The sequence below is a fragment of the Gimesia chilikensis genome, from assembly GCF_007744075.1.
GTDB classification, from domain to species: Bacteria; Planctomycetota; Planctomycetia; order Planctomycetales; family Planctomycetaceae; genus Gimesia; species Gimesia chilikensis_A.
Window position 1 is genome coordinate 722,767 of record NZ_CP036266.1, and the last position, 18,636, is coordinate 741,402.

An 18,636-nucleotide genomic window follows, 5' to 3' on the forward strand; every position below is an offset into this window, starting at 1 on the left:
TGTAATCCCGGATGATTTTCTAGAGTACCCGATGATGCCTGATTCAAAGTGGCAGACCCTGATGATGATCGACACTGTCGGACAAGCCGACAGATGGCACCCGTTGATCGATTTCTTATTTCGAAAGTTCTTGGTGATGAAACTGAATTTTGCGGAAAGGGACGTGGGCGTCAAGACAGAATTTTGTCCCGATGTGTCCGGATTTTGTCCTGGTGTGTCTGGGATTTTGTCCTCGTCTGGCCGGGGTGTGTCCTGGTTTGCCCTGAACATTGGGGGGAGAACATTTCGCATTGGTTCAGAATGTTCCGGTGGAAACAGGGTGAAAAGCGGCGGAGGTTCAGGTGGATGTGGGGCACTGGTGGTGACTGTACCGGTGGGCGTCGACCCGCCTCGCGCGCGAGCCAGAGGGGAAGTAGCTTACGATTCGGGAGGCGTGGATCAAGGGGAGTCTGTTCAGCGGGGAGTGCGGGAGGTTCAGTGGAGAGGTTTTCAGGTGGGGTGGGATATCGAATTATTTCGAAAAGGAGAGGTTCTGAGGAGCGTTCGTGATTTTGTGCTGACAGTTTCCTGCTCGCTGCGCTCGGCCCGAATTGCATTCGGGCTTACCCGTTGTGTTCGGAGTGGGATGGCTCTGGCTACCTGATGATGGCAGGAGTCAACACTAATTACCGGCGGCTGGCACCGTGCCGCTCAGTTTGGTGGGTGTGTTTATTGTCATTGATTGACAACGTTAGTGCGGGCAAGTAGCCTGCTGGTAAGGATTTCTTAATCATGTTTTGCATTGCGCTGTTGATGCTGCCTGCCTCCTCAAGAAGGAATAAAACCATGCCTGCCTCTCGTCTTCTCCGCCGTTCCCTGGCTGGAATGACTCTGTTTGTTTTCGCGTTACTGATTTCCACACTACCTGCACTGGCGGCAGAGCGAGGGCCGTATGCGGTTGAAGTGCGGAAGAATGTGATGGTGCCGATGCGGGACGGAGTGAAGCTGGCGACGGACGTCTATCTGCCTGTGGAAGATGGAGATGTGCTGGACGGGAAACTGCCGACGATTCTGGAGCGGCGGCCTTATAACAAGAATGGCTGTAAGTCGTCGGGCATGTATTACGCTTCGCACGGGTATGCGTTTGTGGCCCAGGATACGCGGGGCCGGTATGCGTCGGAGGGTGTGTGGCACATGTTGACCGATGATGGTCGCGATGGAGTCGATACGGCGGCGTGGATTGGTGAGCAGCCCTGGTCGAATGCGGAGATCGGGATGATCGGCACTTCGTATGTCGGCGGGACACAACACGCGCTGGCGATGGAGAAGGCTCCCGAGCTGAAGACCGTGATTCCGGTGGATGCGATGTCGAACCTGGGCTATGCCAGCATGCGGAACGGAGGGGCGTTTGAGCTGCGGTTCTGGAACTGGATCTATCTGAATGCGGGTAAAGGAAGCCGTCAGTCACATGATGCGGGAACCGCGGCTGTGCTGAAAGAGATGGCTGAGAACCGGATGGAATATCTGCATCGGCTGCCTTTACGGAAAGGGATGACGCCGCTGAAGCTGGCTTCGGAATACGAAGACTGGCTGGTCGCGGGGATGCAGCATGGGGCCAACGATGACTTCTGGATTCAGAACAACATCATCGATTACCCGGAGAAGTACAAAGACATTCCGGTGTACCTGGTGAGTGGCTGGTACGACTCGTGGAGCAGCAATAACACCGCGAATTTTCAGGTGCTGTCGAAAACGATCAAAGGTCCCGTGTATATGATCATGGGGCCCTGGATTCACGGGCAGCAGGGAGCGTACTCACATGGCCAGGTGACGTTTGGAAAAGCCGCTGCAATCGCGGATCCACTGGGCTGGCGGAAAGAGTGGTACGATCACTGGCTGAAGGGGAAGGAGAATAGTGTCGGGAAAGCAGCTCCGTTTGAAACTCCGGTGCGGATTTTCGTGATGGGAACCGGTGACGGTTCGAAGACCGTGGACGGGAAGTTGAATCATGGCGGTTACTGGAGGAACGAGCAGGAGTGGCCACTGGAACGGACCGTATACACCAAATTTCATCTGCAACCTGCAGGCGGGCTCGCGACTGATGCTCCTGAAGTACAGGCTGCGAAGACCAGCCTGCTGTTCGATCCGGAGAATCCGGTGCCGACGATCGGGGGAAACATTTCCAGTGGAAATGACATCCTGGTGCAGGGGGGCTGGGATCAGAAGGGGAGTGAGAAGATCTGGAATTTCACGCATCCGACGCCGCTGTCAGCCCGGGATGACGTGCTGGTCTTTCAGACGGAACCTCTGAAAGAGGATCTGGAAGTCACAGGGGAACTGGCAGTGAAGCTCTGGATTTCGTCTTCTGCAGTCGATACCGACTTTACGGCGAAGCTGATTGACGTGTATCCGCCGAGCAGTGACTTCCCGGGCGGGTTTGATCTGAACATCGGCGACGGGATTATCCGAACGCGGTTCCGCGATTCACTGAAGGAAGAAAAGCTGATGGAGCCGGGGGAGATTTATCCGGTGACGATCAAGCTGTATCCGACATCGAACGTGTTCAAGAAGGGGCATCGGATTCGCGTGGATATTTCGAGCAGTAACTTTCCACGGTTTGACGTGAACCCGAATACGGGGGAGCCATTGAATGACAATCGGTTGAAGCAGACCGCGGTCAATACGGTGTATCACGACGCGGCGCATCCCTCGCATATTCTGCTGCCCGTGATTCCCAAGGGAGACTGAGGGGGAGATTAAAGATCAGGACATGAAAAAACGGCCAGGGAAAAAGGGCTTTCCCTGGCCGTGTCTTTTCTTAAGATGGTCGTTGCTCGGGCTTAGTATTCGCCGATGATGTTACCATCTGATTTGTGACCCAGGTTCTGCCAGGTACCGAGGTTGATATTTTCGGAGATGAACTGCACGCGTCCGTCACAGAACAGAGTGTGCACACCGCCGACGTGTTTGCTGCGGGCTCCCAGCAGTGCGGAACCGCCGGTGCTCTGAGCACATTCAAGAAGATCTGTGTTCGGTCCCACCAGGGTGGTAAAGCTCCAGGCGGGCATCGACTGGGCGTAGAACCAGGAGAAACCCCGGGTCTTGGTTGTGGCTGATCCGGTGCAGACAGTACCAGAGGTGGCGTTGACGTTGGCAAACGCGCTACCGACTTCGCATTCAGAGACCATCATGGTGTTGGATGTACCGTCTTCGATGTCCCGGATTTGAGTTTTACTGTTCAGGAACATGACTGAGCGACCATTGTTCTGGTAGGTCGATCCGCCGGCTGCGTAGCCACCGGAGTCTGCAGTACAGGTGACGTAGTTGGTTGGTCCATAGCCAGACTGGCCTGTGGTGCCACGGTTACCGGGGTCGCTGGGGCAGCGGTATGCAGGAAGTTCATTGTTCATGGCTGTGGCGTTGGTGCCTGTTCTACCGGGCTCAATGCTCCAGTCGATCTGATTGTAGAGAGGAGCCTGGTCCATGGAAGCCAGAATACGGGCCTGCCAGCTGATCATGCTGGTTTCCCATTCTGTGGTGGCACCCTGGCGACGGATCGTTGCGGGAGGGAAAGTGCCGAAGGTGTCGTGGTAGTTGTGCAGGGCCAGACCGATCTGCTTCAGATTGTTCTTACAGGTAGAGCGGCGAGCCGCTTCGCGTGCCTGTTGAACGGCGGGAAGGAGCAGAGCGATGAGGATGGCGATAATGGCGATGACCACCAGCAGTTCGATGAGTGTGAAGCCCCGACGGCGGTTAGACAAAAGCGCTTTCATAGTTTGATTGATCCATCTACTAGAAGGGTATTGAAAAAAATCTGAAAGAGTTTCAGTGAACGATCGAAAGAAGAAGTTATTTGGCTTCCAGGGTGAAGTCAGCGGTGTTTTCGCCGGCCGCGATGTCCTGTTTCAGGGTCGTGCTGGCGTTATATTTGGCCGGGAGATACTGTTTTTCGATCTCGATTTTCTGGCCGTCCGACTCCTGGAATTTCCCGGTCTTGCGGGTCGCGGTGATCTGGACTTTATTGTTTCCGACGGCGGGACCCTGTTCGGCGGGAATCTTATAGGCTCCGTCGGTGATGGTCGCCTGAACGGCTTTCCCACGCAGGGGGTTGCCGGAGGCATCGACATCGGGGACGAAGAGAATATTGCCTGCAGGCAGCGGTTTGCCGTCTAAGGTGACGGTACCGGAAACAGAGGCGCGTTCGATGTGTTCTGCTGAGCCACCGAAGCAGCCTGAGAGGAGAGAGCAACCGATTAAGGTTAGCGCAAATGGAGCGCGAGCGCTAATTTGAAACATGGTGTACCTGCATTCAAAATAGAGGGAGGTAAAACGTGCTGTGCAGAAAGAAAGCGATCGCTAGATCACAGCTGTAGAGGTACCACTCAACTGGTTTCAGGAATGGGTCACAGTCTTGAATCAGGCAGGAATCTGGGGCGAGCTTCACTTCATCAAACACTCATTATAGCGATGAGGTATCGGTTGTGTGTAGAAAAAATGAAAAATAAAAGAAAGAGGATTTGAAAATAATGGGCAAGTTGCAGTTAGTCTTCCATCTCTCTGGCTTTAGCGAGTGCGGAGGCGACCAGACCAGCGGGGATCGAAACGATACCCAGCCCTGCAGCGAGGATAAAGAATGTAAAGATTTTTCCCCCAGCTGTGACCGGATAGATATCCCCGTAACCGACGGTGGTCAAAGTTGACACTGCCCACCACAGGCTATGAAAAACCGAGCTGAAAGCTTCCGGCTGGGCAGGATTCTCAAAGTGATAGATTCCGACTGCGGCCAGGTAAATGATAATCAGCGTGGCGAAGAGGAATAAAGCCAGTTCCTCTTTGGCAATGAGAAAGGCTCTGTGGAAACGTCTGGCAGCGGCACTATAGCGGGCCAGTTTAAAAATTCGGACGAGTCGCAGGAGTCGGAAGGCTCTGAGTGATCTCAAATCCAACCCCATACCCAGATAGAAAGGGAGAATCGCCAGTAGGTCAATAATACCAAAGAATGAGAAGATGAAAGCAGGCCTGTTGCTGGCAACCAGGACCCGGGCGAGATATTCCACCGTGAAGATGATCACGCTGACAATCTCAATGCCCCTGAGAAAGGTTCTGGTAGTCGGAGACAGGTCGGGTAAGGTTTCTATCGTAAAACTAACCAGGGAGATCACAATTACAGCCTGGATGAACAGATCGAAAGTCTTACCTGCTTTCGTATCTGAATCTTCAACGACCTGTTTCAACGTTGGCATCGCACCCTCCACCTGACCTGTTAGTTGATTAACTGTACAACAGATCTGAGGATACTCTACCCGCGTTAAAAATCAAATCCGCTCAGTGGCAGTGTTCCGCACCGCCGGTCACTCCGGCGAGAGAGGAGGCGAGCTGGTCGGTGATCGACTGACAGAGATCGATGGATTCCATCAGGCCTTCCACGGTAATGACCTCGGGAACATCATCGGGGGCGAGTCCGAGCAGACTGAGCTCGGTCTGGCACTGGTCGAGCAGCTCGGTGATGGGCTGGACCTTGATGGTGATGATCAACTGATGCTTGATCAGTTCCCAGTAACGTTCATCAGAGGAGCCATGCAGTTCACCCCCCTGTTCCTGGAGCACCTGTTTGAGCGCTGTCGCGTTGGCGACTTCATAGGGCCGTTTCAGGAAGATGTGGCCCGTCGTAATGATCGACATGTCTGTTTTCTCCACCAGAAACATGAATCAATTGGTTTCAGGAGTGAGGGTTGTCAGCGGGCAGCTGTTTCCTTTCACTGCTTTAAGAGACAACCAGCTCTCAATCCTGATTAACAGTATACACTCGTGAAATACACGAAATCAAAAAAACTCCCGGAAAAAATCAGTGTTGTTAAGAAATTTGAGAATCTATGAATCAGGGCTTGAGATCGATATCGAAGGTATTCTCGCCTTCCTTGATCACAGTCTGCAGCTCGGTGGTCTGATCGCTCTGATATTTCTGCGGGACCTCTTTGAGGGCGTCCTTAAATTCCTGGTTGCCCGTTTCATCCGGGGGCGCATCTCCCAGTCCGGGGGAAGAAAGATAGACTTTGTAGTCACCGGCGGCGATCGGTTCGGTAATGCTGTAGGTGCCATCCTGCTGAAGATCGGCGTAGGCGCCTGCTCCTGCGGTTCCGGAAATGAAATTGACGCGCGCGCCGGAAAGCGGTTTACCCCCGAGGGTCACGGTCCCACTGACGGTGCCAGTGGGGACTTCCTCGACACTGGATCCACAGGCAGTCAGCAGCGCGGTCAGCATAAGGCAGAGCGCCATTCGAGAGTGTGTGAGCATGGTGTTGTTTCTCCGGTTATCACTTTATGTCAACAGCCGATGTCGTTTGGCACGTGCATCGGCTGTTGCGGATTTTCAGAAGTTCAGGTTATCGTGCATCGTCAGAGATTCAATTTAGAATTCGCCGAGTACGAAGTTATCGTTTCGCATACCCAGTCTGCGGAGGGTTTCGATGTCGATGTTATTCGAGAGGAACCGGACGGCGCCATCGCCGAGCAGTGCGTGCACGCCGCCTACGTGTTCGGAGGTCAGCGGGTTGTTGGGTGTGTAGGTCTGGTCTCCCCCGGTGGGTGCAGTGGACGGGTTAGGGCTGTAGCGGATGGTATTCACGCCGGTTCCCCAACTGGTCAGTCCAATGTGTCCTGCCCAGCCACCGTAATAGTTGCTGCGATAATCTCTGTTGTTAACCAGGCCGGAATCTTCAGCGATGACCATGGTGTTCGAGGTTCCGTCTTTACAGTCACGCATGCGGGAGACTTTGCCGATCAACATCATCCCGTTGTTACACCAGTAGCCGCCGTAAGCAGCGCCACAACCGGAGCTGTAGGGGGCGGCATTCAGGTAAGAACCGCTGATGCCCACGTAGTCCATGGTCATACCGGTTTCTTTTCCGAGAGCCGAGTTCGGGGAGGTCGTACCGTTGTTGGAAACAGGACTGGTACCAGTGTAGAAGGCATCCGCGGTGCTGGACGGGCATTTGTAGATGGGGATGTAGAGGTTATTCAGCACGGCGTTTTCGGTGTTATAGCCGGAGGCAGAGTTTCCGCTGCCGGCCGCAAAGCCGTGTTGAGAGTAGGCCGCCGGAATGAGTTTGTTGTAGGCAGGTGCCTGATCGATGAAAGGCAGAATCGAAGATCGCCAGTTAGCGCGATAGTAGGAAACCTGCGAGCCAATCGGAAACGTCTGATAGGAGTCATGGTAATTGTGCAGTGCCAGACCGATCTGCTTCAAGTTGTTTTTGCAGGTCGAGCGGCGGGCTGCTTCACGTGCCTGCTGGACAGCGGGCAAGAGGAGGGCGATCAGAATCGCGATGATAGCGATGACCACCAGCAGTTCGATGAGGGTAAATCCCCGTGGTGTTTTGGATGACTTCAGCATCGATAGATAACTCCAGTTCCGGTGAAAGAAAAAAACGCGAGGCAGTTCAGAATCGATCGGAAAACTGTCGAATCTGTAGGTTAGTTTCTTAAAGAGATTTTTATATTCTTAATATATTAACCGGAGTCAGAATCGAAGAGCCAGCATAATTACCGTTATTTATTAAAATACCTAAACGAAAGGGCGTACAGTGATAGCGGGAGGGATTCAGCTGCAGTTTATGAGAGTAGTGCGAGACTGCTTGTCTGTATCTTATTGAATCACAGTTGGTTGTGATTGTGAACACTTTTGGGACTGCTCAGGAATAGTGATTCAACTGCAGTAAAACCGGATGACGCAGCATTTCAAAGAATGTGGATGTTTTGATTTGTTTCGGTGGCTGTGAGCAGGACGTGGGGTTCTGGTTTTGTAAAACTGAATTGTTAACGAGCCCGGCTATTCTTTTTTCTCGGGGGCAGGGCAGATGTTGATTCGCTGATACTGGTCTTCAAAGACAATCTGATTCTCTCCAGTATAGATGATCTCTTTGGTTAGTTTCTTTTGACCAGGATTGTTTTCGAGAAATTCTTTTTCGAACTGATAGTGATCGCCTTTTGGGTCGGTACCTGTATAACTCCAGGAGACTTTGGCAGGTCCACGGGGGTCGCCACTGGTTGAGGTGGCTGCATGTGTAACGGAAGTGCCGGGTGAGTGTGACCGGGGGCTGAATTTTGTTGTGGTGCCTGACCCTTTTTCGTTCTGCATGATGACCAGCACGGGGGCATACATTGGCTCTAAAAAATCAGAGGTCTTCTGTGGGACTTCAGTGGCCGTGTTCCCCTCCAACTGATCAGGAATAGTAGCTTGTTGTGTGGGGGGAGTTGATGAATCGCAACCCAGGGGCAGTAGCAAAAAGATCAGCAAAGGCGCAGTACACTTCATGATTTCTTTCCTTCAGGCAAACCAGACCGGTTTCCTGCTTGAGACTTAAGTGCCTGCTCGATGTCAAAATTAACTTTTTATCATTAGTGAATCGGTCCTACTATCGATGATAGATGTTCTGCAGCGCAGAATCCAGATCGGGAAACTGGAATTCGAAATTCTCTTCTTTCAGGCGTCGCGAAATACAATAACGTCCGTAGAGAGCCAGTTCGGGATCGGTACGCATCAACAGCGGCGCCCCCAGCCGTACCATCCAACTTAGAGCAGGGAGACCGATGGGCATCTTCAAAGCATTTCGCAGAGCACGCATGAATTCGGCATTCGAAACCGGTTCGGGAGCGGTGGCCAGGTAGGCTCCCTGCATGGTTTGATTGGTGATAGCTCTATGAAAGAGGCGATTCATATCCTGCTCGTGAATCCAGCTCATACCCTGTCGTCCGTGTCCGACGGTGCCTCCCAGTCCCCAGCGGACCAGTTTCGAAAGCCGCTGGAGCGCTCCCCCGTCACGGCCGATGACAAAGCTGGTGCGAAGAATGACCTGTCGCATTTGGGGGAGAACAGCGCGCTGGAAGGCGGCTTCCCATTCCTGTGCGACGAAAGGCGCGAGTCCGTAGCCGAAGGCGGAGTCTTCATCGCAGATACATTCCGGCGGATCACCGTAGCGATGAGCTGTCGACATCTGCACCCAGACCGGCGGCGGGGAATCAAGCTGTCGAACCGCTTTTCCCAGCACGTCTGTCGCTTCGACCCGCGAACGGAGAATTTCATCACAGTGGTCGGGCGTCTTGATGCAGTCAACCGTTCGGCCGGCAAGGTTCACCAGAGCGGCCGCCTGTTTCAGTTCGCTGACCCACGATCCGAGAGAGCGGGCATCCCAATTCACATAACGCCAGTCGCCCTTTGTCTGTGGCTGATGTCGGCTGAGGATGGTGACCTCATAATTCTGTCCGGTCAGATAGCGGGCCAGATTCCGTCCGAGGAAGCCGGTGCCTCCGGCGATGACAATGCGGCCTTGTGTCTCCATGACGAGGTTTCTTTCTGTAATTGTTGAATACAGTCAAATCACTGAGGGGCCGGTTACGCCAGCCATTCCAGCCAGCGTCCGTGTCCGTCGGTGTTGGCGAGTGTCTGTCGGGTGAGAATTCCTTTATGGAAAACCTGTAATCTTAAATGAGCGTCGGGCAGATTGTTATACAGGTGCAGGAGATCGCGTTGCCGGGCCAGTTCGCGGATCGTTTCCAGAAACGCATTTCCTTGCTCCAGTGAGATCTGATTGGCGACATGCGTATGGAAGATACAGAGCAGGGAGTCCGTGGGAATCTCTGCAGCGAATGAGCAGATGTCTGCAAAACCGTCGCCGGTTCGCAGGTCGAGATTGATCGCCTGTTGTTGCCGGATTGCGGTTTCCAGCAGTTGACGGCGTTCGTGCTGTTCAGGCCAGATCAGTGCCCGCAGCCAGTCGACTTCGGAGGGAATGGAAACATCAATCGGATGCAGGTCGACGCCGATGCGGTGTGTGACGTAAGGCAGGGAATCTTCGAGCCCTGCAGATGGCTTTCCCAGAAATTCAGACGTGATCAGCGTCGGTGATTCGCGATCTCCATAGATTTTACCGCTGTCATCGTAGGTGTAACGATAGCGGTCCCAGAGCAGGTTCAGTCCAGCGCTGCAGCCGATTTCCAGCAGGGCCAGCGGTTGAGGGGCAAAGTGCCGCAGTGCGTACATGAACGCGGGATACAGACAGGCACAGCGGCGGACCTCGTTGGTCTGCACGAGTCGCGTTCGCAGCAGTTCGATGATTTCATTTTGATGAGCGAGTACGAAATCTTTAAACAGCGGGAAGGCGTCTGAGGGATCTTTGGGTTCTGCAGTGCAGGTCGCATAGTACTCTACCAGCGGATGAACCGGGTTGGCAACCAGCAGATATTGGACGGTAGCGAAGAGGAGATTAGGAACCGGCTGTCCGTCCCGCGACTGACTGGCGATCTCCAGCACTTCCGCATCTGTGGCAATCTCTTCCGTCAGACAACAATACAGGGGAGAAGTTTCCCGGCACTCCGGCACAGCAAAGGCACGAAAGGCATCAGACAGACGTGAGTTCATACTCTGTCCTTTTAAGACGCAGGGTTCTCAACAGCCTCCCCCTCCTGAAAACGGTGCCTGAAAATGATCGGAAGTCAGAGCCGGTAAGACGGTACTCTGTTTCAACAGGAAGCGAGGCGCATCGGGGTCATCTTCGGCATCCGGGTTACGAACCAGCGTGCCGGAGACTGCGATCGGTTCGTAGCACCACTCCCAACTGGTTTCTTCCGGAAGCTGCACTATAATCATTTCCCACGGATCAGACTGATTTCCAAATGAAAAGGGTTGCCTCTGACTGGTCATGCGGAAGGACTGGAGCAGACCTCCCCGCCGCGGCTCTGCAAAGCCTTTCAGGCAGATCGGCTGTCCGAGCAGTGATTCCCACATTTTCTCAGAGTGTGTTCTGTTCTTCGAAACAGCAGCGAAGTCGATCCGCGTGTAACCGGGGAGAGCCTCTGAGTGAAAGCGGATTTCGTACCAGGTGAGCTGCCAGACGGGAGCGAGTACTCCAAATAAAAGTGAGAGCTGGATGCCCCTGCGTGCGAGTTGATGGCCACTGAGTTCATAACGGCGTATCGATTTCAATGCAAGCAGACCCAGAACGAGACCCGGAATTGCGAGTAGCGCCAGCCAGGGAATGAAGAGCCCCAAAGTGCAGAACACTCCCAGCATCAGGGAGAGGACGGCCTGAGGGGCCACCGGGGTATAGTTCAAATCTGCCTGAGCCATCTCAAAGTTTCCTGGGTATGTTTAGCTCATCCGTTCGTGCATGAATTGAAAGGCCTGCTGGTAGGCGGCTTCGATCAGTTTCGGATCACCGCCGACCAGGCCGTGCTCGCCTCCCGGAATCGTGACGAGCTGGTGTTCCACTCCATGCTGTTTGAGCTGCTCGGCCATTAGAGTCGACTGCTCATAAGGTACATCGGTGTCTTTGGTCCCGTGAACCATCAACGTGGGGGGATAGTCTTTTGTAACATTTTTCAGCGTCATGTAGGGATAGAACTTTTCGGGATTACGGTGATGATCCCAGCCGGAGATTGCCTGCGGCCAGGTTCCGTGCTGGCGACAATACTTATAGAACTCGCCTCGATTTTTCTGACTCTCGCGCGAGTCGGCAATCGCTCCGTCGCCCACCTGTCGCAGCGCTTCTGCTTTCGTAATGTCCGTCTGATGTCTGTCATGCGGGCTGGGCTTGCCGATCCAGTCGCCGATCAGATCTCCATAGCCCCAGAATGGAACGAGAACTGTCGGCCGGGGCCGGGTACGATAGCCGGCGATCATCGTCAGACAGCCACCCGCGGAACCGCCGGAGACCGCGACTTTGCTGGTGTCGACATTGAAGAGGTCGGGGCCTTTCTCATGCAGCCACGTAAATCCGTCTTCGAGGTCAGCTATGATTTCGGGCAGCTTCGTCTCGGGGGCCAGGCGGTAGTCAAAGGAGACCACGGTATAGCCGGTATTCAGCATGTCTTTCAGCACACGGCCACTCACGCCCCCCCGATGTCCGACGATCAGGGCACCGCCATGAAACCAGACCATGACGGGCCGCGTCTGGTTATCATCGGCCCGGTGCACGTCGGCTTTGATTTCCAGGTTCCCCACCTTTTTGAAGGTGAAGGTTTTCATTTTGGTTTTGGCCTGCTTCGCCCGGGTGAGTGAGGGCAGACACAAAGTTGAGGCGCCGGCAGCACAGACTCCCAGCATTTGACGACGATTCAGCAGCGTAGACATAGCGGATGCTCCCTGGGAAATCATGACGGTGATTGTTCCAAGATATCAGAAAGCAGAGACGATGAGCAAACCGGAAACGGCTATTGCGCAGAAAAACAGACCATCAGCACCACGAGTGTCATAACGGTCAGCAGCATGGTCCAGGCACTCTGCTCCGAGGTCCGTTCCGGATGTTGCCACCAGTCGCGGATTGAACCGAGACGATGCCAGAGCACAAAGCCTGCGGGAACGGTCATGAGTCCGAAGCCCCACATCAGCCAGAGGGGCGATCCGGTCTGCCGCATTACGCCGCAATCACCGATGCCATCCAGGGCACCACCGGCGATGTATGCGCCGTTGGCGATCAGACAGAAGCCGGCAAAGAACTGGACGTGTCCCGCTTGCGACCAGTTCGCCAGTTGGGCCGCGATTAAGAGCCCCAACGGCAGGAGGACGCCGATCAGGGGGCCGGCCCAGACGACAATTGCAGGATGAGGATTCACGGCCAGATCTGTTCGGGAAATTGCCAGGGGATGCAGCACGACCCGCGCCATTTTGCCTCCGGTCAGCAGGCCTCCCAGCACGTGTCCCAGTTCATGCAGGCCCATCATGGCCAGCCAGCAGCCGAACAGCCAGCAAATGCTGAACAGAAGCTGGTAAATTCGCGACATTCCAGGTGAGTTCCATAAAAAAATCTGGTGAATGGTCTTCCTGCCTGCTTAGGATGGCACACACGATTATTACCGATCGCCATGCACTTGCAAAGCCTGTTGTTTTTAAATCGATTCTCAAGATGATGAACACTACCGCTACAGAAATGACCACAGCAGAGAATTCCCATCGAGGTGCGTTCTGGAATACGTCCACATTCTCCCTGGGGGCCTTGATTCTGCTGATCATCGTTGCGACACCGCAATTGATCTGTATGCCGGTGACGAACGATGTTTCCTACTATGATTTGCAGGCCCGCACTGTCATGCGCGGGGGCATGCTCTATCGTGATATGGTCGAACCGAATTTTCCCGGCGTGGTCTGGGTGCACATCACAGTCCGATCGTTGTTCGGCTGGAGCACCGAAGCCTTGCGGGCCTTTGATCTGTTTGTCTTCAGTCTGACGGTATTTCTGCTGACCCGGTTCGCTTCAGGTGTCCGCTTTCAGCTCGCCTTCCTGCTGTTCCTGGCTTACTACTCGGTTTCCGAATGGTGTCACGTGCAGCGTGATCTCTGGCTGCTCCTGCCCACTGCAGCGGCGTTGAATCTGCGGTGGGCCCAGATACAGCGCAGCGCTCAGGCGGCGGTAGCTGGCAAGACACTATTTCTGTACGGGCTTCTGGAAGGACTGGTCTGGGGAGCCGGCGTCTGGCTCAAGCCACACGTCGTAATTCCTGCGCTGGCTGTCTGGCTCTGTTCGCTTACGAGTCCTGATTTAAGAACGAAAGTCTGGAAGGATCTCGGCGGACTGTTGACCGGGGGCTTGATCGCAGGCGCACTGGGCCTCAGTTGGTTGTACTTCACACAGACCTTACCCTGGTTTCTCGAAATACAACTGGACTGGAACCGGGAGTACCTGGCGGAAGGGAATTTTGGCAATCTCCGTTATATTGTCCTCAATATGGTGGCCCGCTTCTTCCCTTATATTCTGATTCACCTGGCAGCGGTGCCTGCAGCGATCCTTCTGCTGATCAGACAGGATTCTCAACGATCAGCCCAGACAGCGCTCCGTCTGCGTTTACTGTCAGCACTCTATCTGGCCTGGTTGTTGCAGGTGGTACTACTTCAGCATCCCTTTGATTATGTTCATTTTCCACCTTTGTTGCTGGGTTTGTCTCTGCTGGTCTACGCGTTCCATTGTACCCGGCGTGCCCGTCTGACCCGCTGGCTGCTGACCGCTAGTTTTCTCGTCATGGCGTTGATTTATTCGCCCGTGACAAAACCTGCTTATCTGCGCCTGTGGAGTGCCTGCCTGGAGCAGGGGAGTACTGGCGCGATCCGAAATCAACTGGCGCGGATTCCTTATCCGGACTGGGAAGACATGGAACACGTGGCTGAGTTTCTCAAGTCGCAACAGACCCAGGATCGAGAGGTGACCTGCTTCAGCAATGACATGGTTCATCTCTATCTGTCTCTGGACCTGGAACCGTCCACGCGGTTTGTCTACACGCAAAGTTACATTGAGTTTTATCCTTCCCGGCGACCGCTGATTTTTAAAGCCCTGCGCGAGAGTCCGCAGCGGTTTGTGCTGTCGAATCTGATGGCGGGAGGACTGCTGGTCAGTCAGGCTAAAGAAATCGGGCCGGAGGGGCCCAATGCTTACCCACCGGCTTTTCCGGAACATCTGAAAGCGAAGTTTCCCTTCAGCCTGCCGATTGCCTTTCGTTCCGGAAGTCTGGTCGTACATCACTATCAGGAACAACCTTCCAAAGAATCATCAACGAAACCTTCTGATAAACAGTAATCATATCAGAACTTACGGCAGCCGGGCGTGGTTTGTGTATGATACAGATTGCATGCCAGCGCTTCTTTCCAAAAAATCACTATTGTCGGGTGACAGAGCCTTAAAGGGGCTGTTATGATGAAAAACTCAATTAGTTAATTTCCTTTAGTTTTGTCCCGCATAAAGAAATTCCCCATGCTGAATCGAGCCTCTCTGAAGTCTGTCTGTACCTTGAGTGCCTTCGTGCTGTTTTGTGGACTGACCTTTTTCTCCCTCTCAGGCGAAGAGAAAGATCCGAAAAAACAGCAGGCTGCCAGTCCTGAAGATCATCCGCTGATTCTGTTTATGATCGGGGAAGAGGGTTACAAGACAGCCGAGAGTCTGCCCGCATTCGCTAAAGCGCACCTGCAGCCACTCGGATTTCGCACGCAGTTCATCTTTCCGGACAAGGACGATCCGAACTCCTTTTCCGACCTGAAAGCGATTAAAGCGGCGGACCTGCTGTTTTTGAGTGTCCGCCGCAAGACTCTGCCAGCCGCGCAGATGAAACTCATTCAGGATTACCTGAATGCCGGCAAGCCACTGGTCGCTGTCCGTACTTCAAGCCATGGGTTTGCGTTGAGTAAAGGAAATCCAGCCGAGGGATATGTGGAATGGAAAGATTTTGACAAGGAAGTTTTGGGAGGCGAATACGCGGGCGACTTCGGCAATAAAACTCCGACCGATGTCACCACCCAGTTGCGGGCCGAGCAGGACCCGATTATGGCGACCGTCCGCAATAAATACTTCCGCAGCGAAGGCTCCATGTATAAGAGCATCAACCTGAAAAGCTCAACCAAGACTCTGTTGCGGGGACTTTCAAACGTGGAAGGACAGCCGGTGCAGATGCCGGTTGCCTGGACGAACAACTATAAGAAGTCACGCGTTTTCTATACCTCTCTGGGACACCCCGGCGATTTTGAAATCAATACATTTACACACACGCTGGTTAATGCAATCTACTGGTGTTTGAAAAAAGAACCGCCACAGGTTGACGTGGCAGGCAAGATCAGCCGTGACCGGTTCAAGCAGGATCTGGCCGGAAACGAGCAGGTCGACAAGGTCATGAAATCGTTCAAAGGGCGTGGGGAAGTCGGTGATGAATCGGATCCCACCCCACCCGCTGAAGCGGTGAAACTGTTTCAGGTTCAGCAGGACTTTGAAATGGAAACCATCGCCGCGGAGCCCGAAGTGATGCAGCCGCTGTACATGAGCTTTGACCATCGGGGGCGGATGTGGGTTGTGCAATACCTGCAATATCCGTTCCCTGCAGGTTTGAAAGTCGTCAAGTATGATCAGTATCTGCGAGCGGTCTTCGATAAAGTTCCCCAGGCACCGCCAAACCATGTGAAGGGGGCTGATAAAATTTCGGTGCTGGAAGATACGGATGGAGATGGCACCTTCGATAAAATCAAAGATGTGATTACCGGACTGAATATTGTTTCCGCTGTCACGGTGGGCAAAGGGGGCATCTGGGTTTTGAATCCTCCCTATCTGCTCTTCTATCCCGATGCGAATGGCGATGACATTCCGGACGGCGATCCCGAAGTGCATCTCTCGGGTTTTGGTCTGGAAGATACCCACTCGGTAGCGAACAGCATCAAGTGGGGACCCGATGGCTGGTTGTACGGCGCCAACGGAAGTACTTCTACGGGAACAGTGAGTTCAGAAGTCACGAAGCGACTGCACTTCAAAGGCCAGATGATCTGGCGTTATCACCCCGAAACGAAAATCTTCGAGATCTTTGCAGAAGGGGGCGGCAATACCTTCAGCCTGGAAATCGATTCCAAGGGACGTGTCTTCTCGGGTACCAATAACGGGGGAACCCGCGGCATGCATTACGCTCAGGGAGGCTATGCCAAGAAGAACTGGGGCAAGCATGGTCCGCTGACGAACCCGTACGCCTTCGGCTATTACGAACATATGCGGCACAAAGGTTACCAGGAGCGTTTCAGCCAGACTTTTTCGATCTATGAAGGGGGGATCTTCCCGCCCAAATATAATGGGGCGGTCTTTGCAGCCAATTCACTGCATAACCGCGTGATGGCCAGCAACCTGATTCCGGATACATCTACGTATCGAACCGAAGACATGCCGCCGATTGTGCTCACACAGGATCGCTGGTTCCGACCAGTGGACATCAAGGTCGGCCCCGATGGCTGCATCTACCTGGCGGACTGGTATGACAGCCGCCTGACACACGTGGATCCCCGCGACAACTGGCACAAAACCAGCGGCCGGATCTATCGTCTCAAACCGAAAAACTTTGAACCAGTGAAACCTTTCGACCTGTCAAAGCAGACCAATGCCGAACTGATCGAAACCATGGGACACTCGAACAAGTGGTTCCGGCAGAAAGCCGTGCAGGTGATCGGCGAACGGGGTGACCAGTCGATGGTGCCAGCCCTGTTGAAGATTGCCAAAAGCGACAACGACGACCGGGCTCTGGAAGCATTATGGGCCTTGAACCAACTCGGCGCGTTCGATGAAGAACTCGCCCTGGAACTGCTGGGACACCGTGATCAGCACATACGTCGCTGGACAATTCGTCTGCTCGGCGATCGGCATCAGGCGTCGAAACAGCTGACGAAATCCCTGGTGGAACTGGCGCAGACTGAGCCCTATGCGGAGGTGCGGTCGCAGCTGGCATCATCAGCCAAACGCTTCCCCGCGGAATCAGGACTGGCGATTACCGAAGTCCTGCTGCAACGCGAAGAAGATCAGGAAGACCTGCATATTCCACTGTTGCTCTGGTGGTCACTGGAGAGTAAAGCGACTACGGATCGGGAAGCCGTCCTGAAGCTGTTTTCAAAGCCCGAGTTCTGGCAGGTCAAGATGGTCCAGGATGTGATTCTGGAACGGATCATGCAGCGGTACGCGATGGCAGGCGGCGATGAGAATTATGCGATGTGTGCCGAATTACTCAAGCTGGCACCCTCCGATCAGCATAAGGAAAAACTGATGGTGGGGATGCTGGAAGCCTTCCGCGGTCAGAAGATTACAAACCTGCCTGAAGACCTGAGTAAAGGTCTGGCAGAATATCAAAAGAGCCTGGGTGAAACCGATCTCGCGTTGGCGCTGCGTCTGGGCGATAAGGAGGCGACCAGTCGCGCCTTGAAAATCATCGCAGACAAAAATGCAGACCGACCGACACGGTTAACCTACATCGAGATTCTGGGACAGCTGAAAACGAAAGCGGCCATCGGCCCGCTGACATCGATTCTGTCACTGACCGGATCCGATACCCATTCACTCAAGCGGGTGGCGTTGCAGGCGCTGATGAACTTTGAGAATCCTAGTATCGGCAAGAGCATTCTGGCCCGCTATCACAGTACGCTGCTGGACGAGCATGATGTACGGGGTACCGCGCAACGTGTGCTGGCCAGTCGTAAAGCGTGGAGCAAACAGTTCCTGAATGAAGTGGATGCCTGGCGCATCAAGGCGAACACGATTCCGCTGGATGTGGTACAGCAGATGGCATTGCACGACGATTCCGACATCAAAGCCAGCATTAAGAAACACTGGGGTAAGGTTCGTGGCAACACGCCTGCAGAAAAACAGGAGGAAATGCAGCGCGTGGCACGTCTGGTGAAAGCCGGTGGCGGGCAGTTCTCTTCAGGCAAAGTTCTATTCAACAAGACTTGTGCGGTCTGCCATACCTTGTATGGTGAAGGGGGCAAGGCCGGTCCCAAACTGACCGGCTACGAACGGGATAACCTGGACTTCATGCTGCTGGCGGTTGTCGATCCGAGTGCCGCGATCCGCGAGGAGTTTACGAACTTCCTGATTGTGACCGACGACGGACGCACCGTGACCGGTCTGATTGACGAGCAGACGACGAAGACAATTACCCTGCGTGACGTCAAAGGGCAGACAGTACTGATTAACAAGGACGAGATCGAGATCCTGAAGGCCCTCGATCTCTCCCTGATGCCGGACGGTCTGACCAAGAACCTGAGCGATCAGGAAGTCAAAGACCTGTTTTCCTATATTATGAGCCGCACTCCCAACGGAGGAAAATAGGTCTCCCCGGGAAGCGGGCTGCTCCCCTCGGTCCGCTTCCTGTTTTCTTACGCTG

General features: G+C 54.0%; 15 protein-coding genes. 3 read left to right on the forward strand and 12 right to left on the reverse strand.

The features are described from left to right. The first annotated feature begins 825 nt into the window (after positions 1–825). Positions 826–2,727, forward strand: a complete 1,902-nt coding sequence (locus HG66A1_RS02830; RefSeq protein ID WP_145180649.1) for a CocE/NonD family hydrolase — start codon at positions 826–828, stop codon at positions 2,725–2,727. Between the two features lie 92 nt (positions 2,728–2,819). Here HG66A1_RS02830 and HG66A1_RS02835 read toward each other — a convergent pair whose 3' ends face one another. The 12 genes from HG66A1_RS02835 to HG66A1_RS02890 all read right to left on the reverse strand — a co-directional run bounded on the left by HG66A1_RS02835 (position 2,820) and on the right by HG66A1_RS02890 (position 12,756). Next, a complete protein-coding gene (locus HG66A1_RS02835) occupies positions 2,820–3,752 on the reverse strand; it encodes a DUF1559 domain-containing protein (RefSeq protein WP_145180651.1) in 933 nt (310 codons plus the stop codon). Positions 3,753–3,828: 76 nt separating this feature from the next. Continuing rightward, entirely contained in the window at positions 3,829–4,275 is a 447-nt protein-coding gene (locus HG66A1_RS02840; protein WP_145180653.1) for a hypothetical protein, read from the reverse strand. Between the two features lie 245 nt (positions 4,276–4,520). Beyond that, positions 4,521–5,222 (reverse strand): ion transporter, encoded by a 702-nt coding sequence (locus HG66A1_RS02845; RefSeq protein WP_145180655.1) that lies wholly within the window; start codon positions 5,220–5,222, stop codon positions 4,521–4,523. Between the two features lie 82 nt (positions 5,223–5,304). Beyond that, complete coding sequence (locus HG66A1_RS02850; RefSeq protein ID WP_145180658.1) at positions 5,305–5,661, reverse strand: hypothetical protein; 357 nt, start codon at positions 5,659–5,661, stop codon at positions 5,305–5,307. Positions 5,662–5,857: 196 nt separating this feature from the next. Beyond that, the gene (locus HG66A1_RS02855) at positions 5,858–6,274 is read right to left on the reverse strand and encodes a carboxypeptidase-like regulatory domain-containing protein (protein ID WP_145180660.1); all 417 of its coding nucleotides are present in this window, start codon (positions 6,272–6,274) and stop codon (positions 5,858–5,860) included. Between the two features lie 114 nt (positions 6,275–6,388). Beyond that, positions 6,389–7,372 (reverse strand): DUF1559 domain-containing protein, encoded by a 984-nt coding sequence (locus tag HG66A1_RS02860; RefSeq protein ID WP_145180663.1) that lies wholly within the window; start codon positions 7,370–7,372, stop codon positions 6,389–6,391. 435 nt (positions 7,373–7,807) lie between these two features. Next, positions 7,808–8,293 carry a hypothetical protein gene (locus HG66A1_RS02865; protein ID WP_145180665.1) on the reverse strand — a complete coding sequence of 162 codons (486 nt, stop codon included), beginning with the start codon at positions 8,291–8,293 and terminating at the stop codon, positions 7,808–7,810. Positions 8,294–8,393: 100 nt separating this feature from the next. Continuing rightward, the gene (locus HG66A1_RS02870; RefSeq protein WP_145180667.1) at positions 8,394–9,317 is read right to left on the reverse strand and encodes a TIGR01777 family oxidoreductase; all 924 of its coding nucleotides are present in this window, start codon (positions 9,315–9,317) and stop codon (positions 8,394–8,396) included. A gap of 53 nt (positions 9,318–9,370) precedes the next feature. Further along, on the reverse strand, positions 9,371–10,396 hold the full coding sequence (locus HG66A1_RS02875; RefSeq protein WP_145180669.1) for a DUF2332 domain-containing protein: 1,026 nt from the start codon (positions 10,394–10,396) through the stop codon (positions 9,371–9,373). A 27-nt stretch (positions 10,397–10,423) separates the two neighbouring features. Then, positions 10,424–11,104, reverse strand: a complete 681-nt coding sequence (locus HG66A1_RS02880) for a DUF4190 domain-containing protein (protein WP_145180671.1) — start codon at positions 11,102–11,104, stop codon at positions 10,424–10,426. A gap of 21 nt (positions 11,105–11,125) precedes the next feature. After that, positions 11,126–12,106 carry an alpha/beta hydrolase gene (locus tag HG66A1_RS02885; RefSeq protein ID WP_197996954.1) on the reverse strand — a complete coding sequence of 327 codons (981 nt, stop codon included), beginning with the start codon at positions 12,104–12,106 and terminating at the stop codon, positions 11,126–11,128. 80 nt (positions 12,107–12,186) lie between these two features. Further along, positions 12,187–12,756 carry a hypothetical protein gene (locus HG66A1_RS02890; protein WP_145180675.1) on the reverse strand — a complete coding sequence of 190 codons (570 nt, stop codon included), beginning with the start codon at positions 12,754–12,756 and terminating at the stop codon, positions 12,187–12,189. 122 nt (positions 12,757–12,878) lie between these two features. Between HG66A1_RS02890 and HG66A1_RS02895 the strand changes: the two genes are divergently transcribed. Beyond that, the gene (locus HG66A1_RS02895) at positions 12,879–14,540 is read left to right on the forward strand and encodes a hypothetical protein (RefSeq protein ID WP_145180677.1); all 1,662 of its coding nucleotides are present in this window, start codon (positions 12,879–12,881) and stop codon (positions 14,538–14,540) included. A gap of 174 nt (positions 14,541–14,714) precedes the next feature. Further along, a complete protein-coding gene (locus tag HG66A1_RS02900; protein WP_145180678.1) occupies positions 14,715–18,581 on the forward strand; it encodes a PVC-type heme-binding CxxCH protein in 3,867 nt (1,288 codons plus the stop codon). Positions 18,582–18,636: the final 55 nt, after the last annotated feature.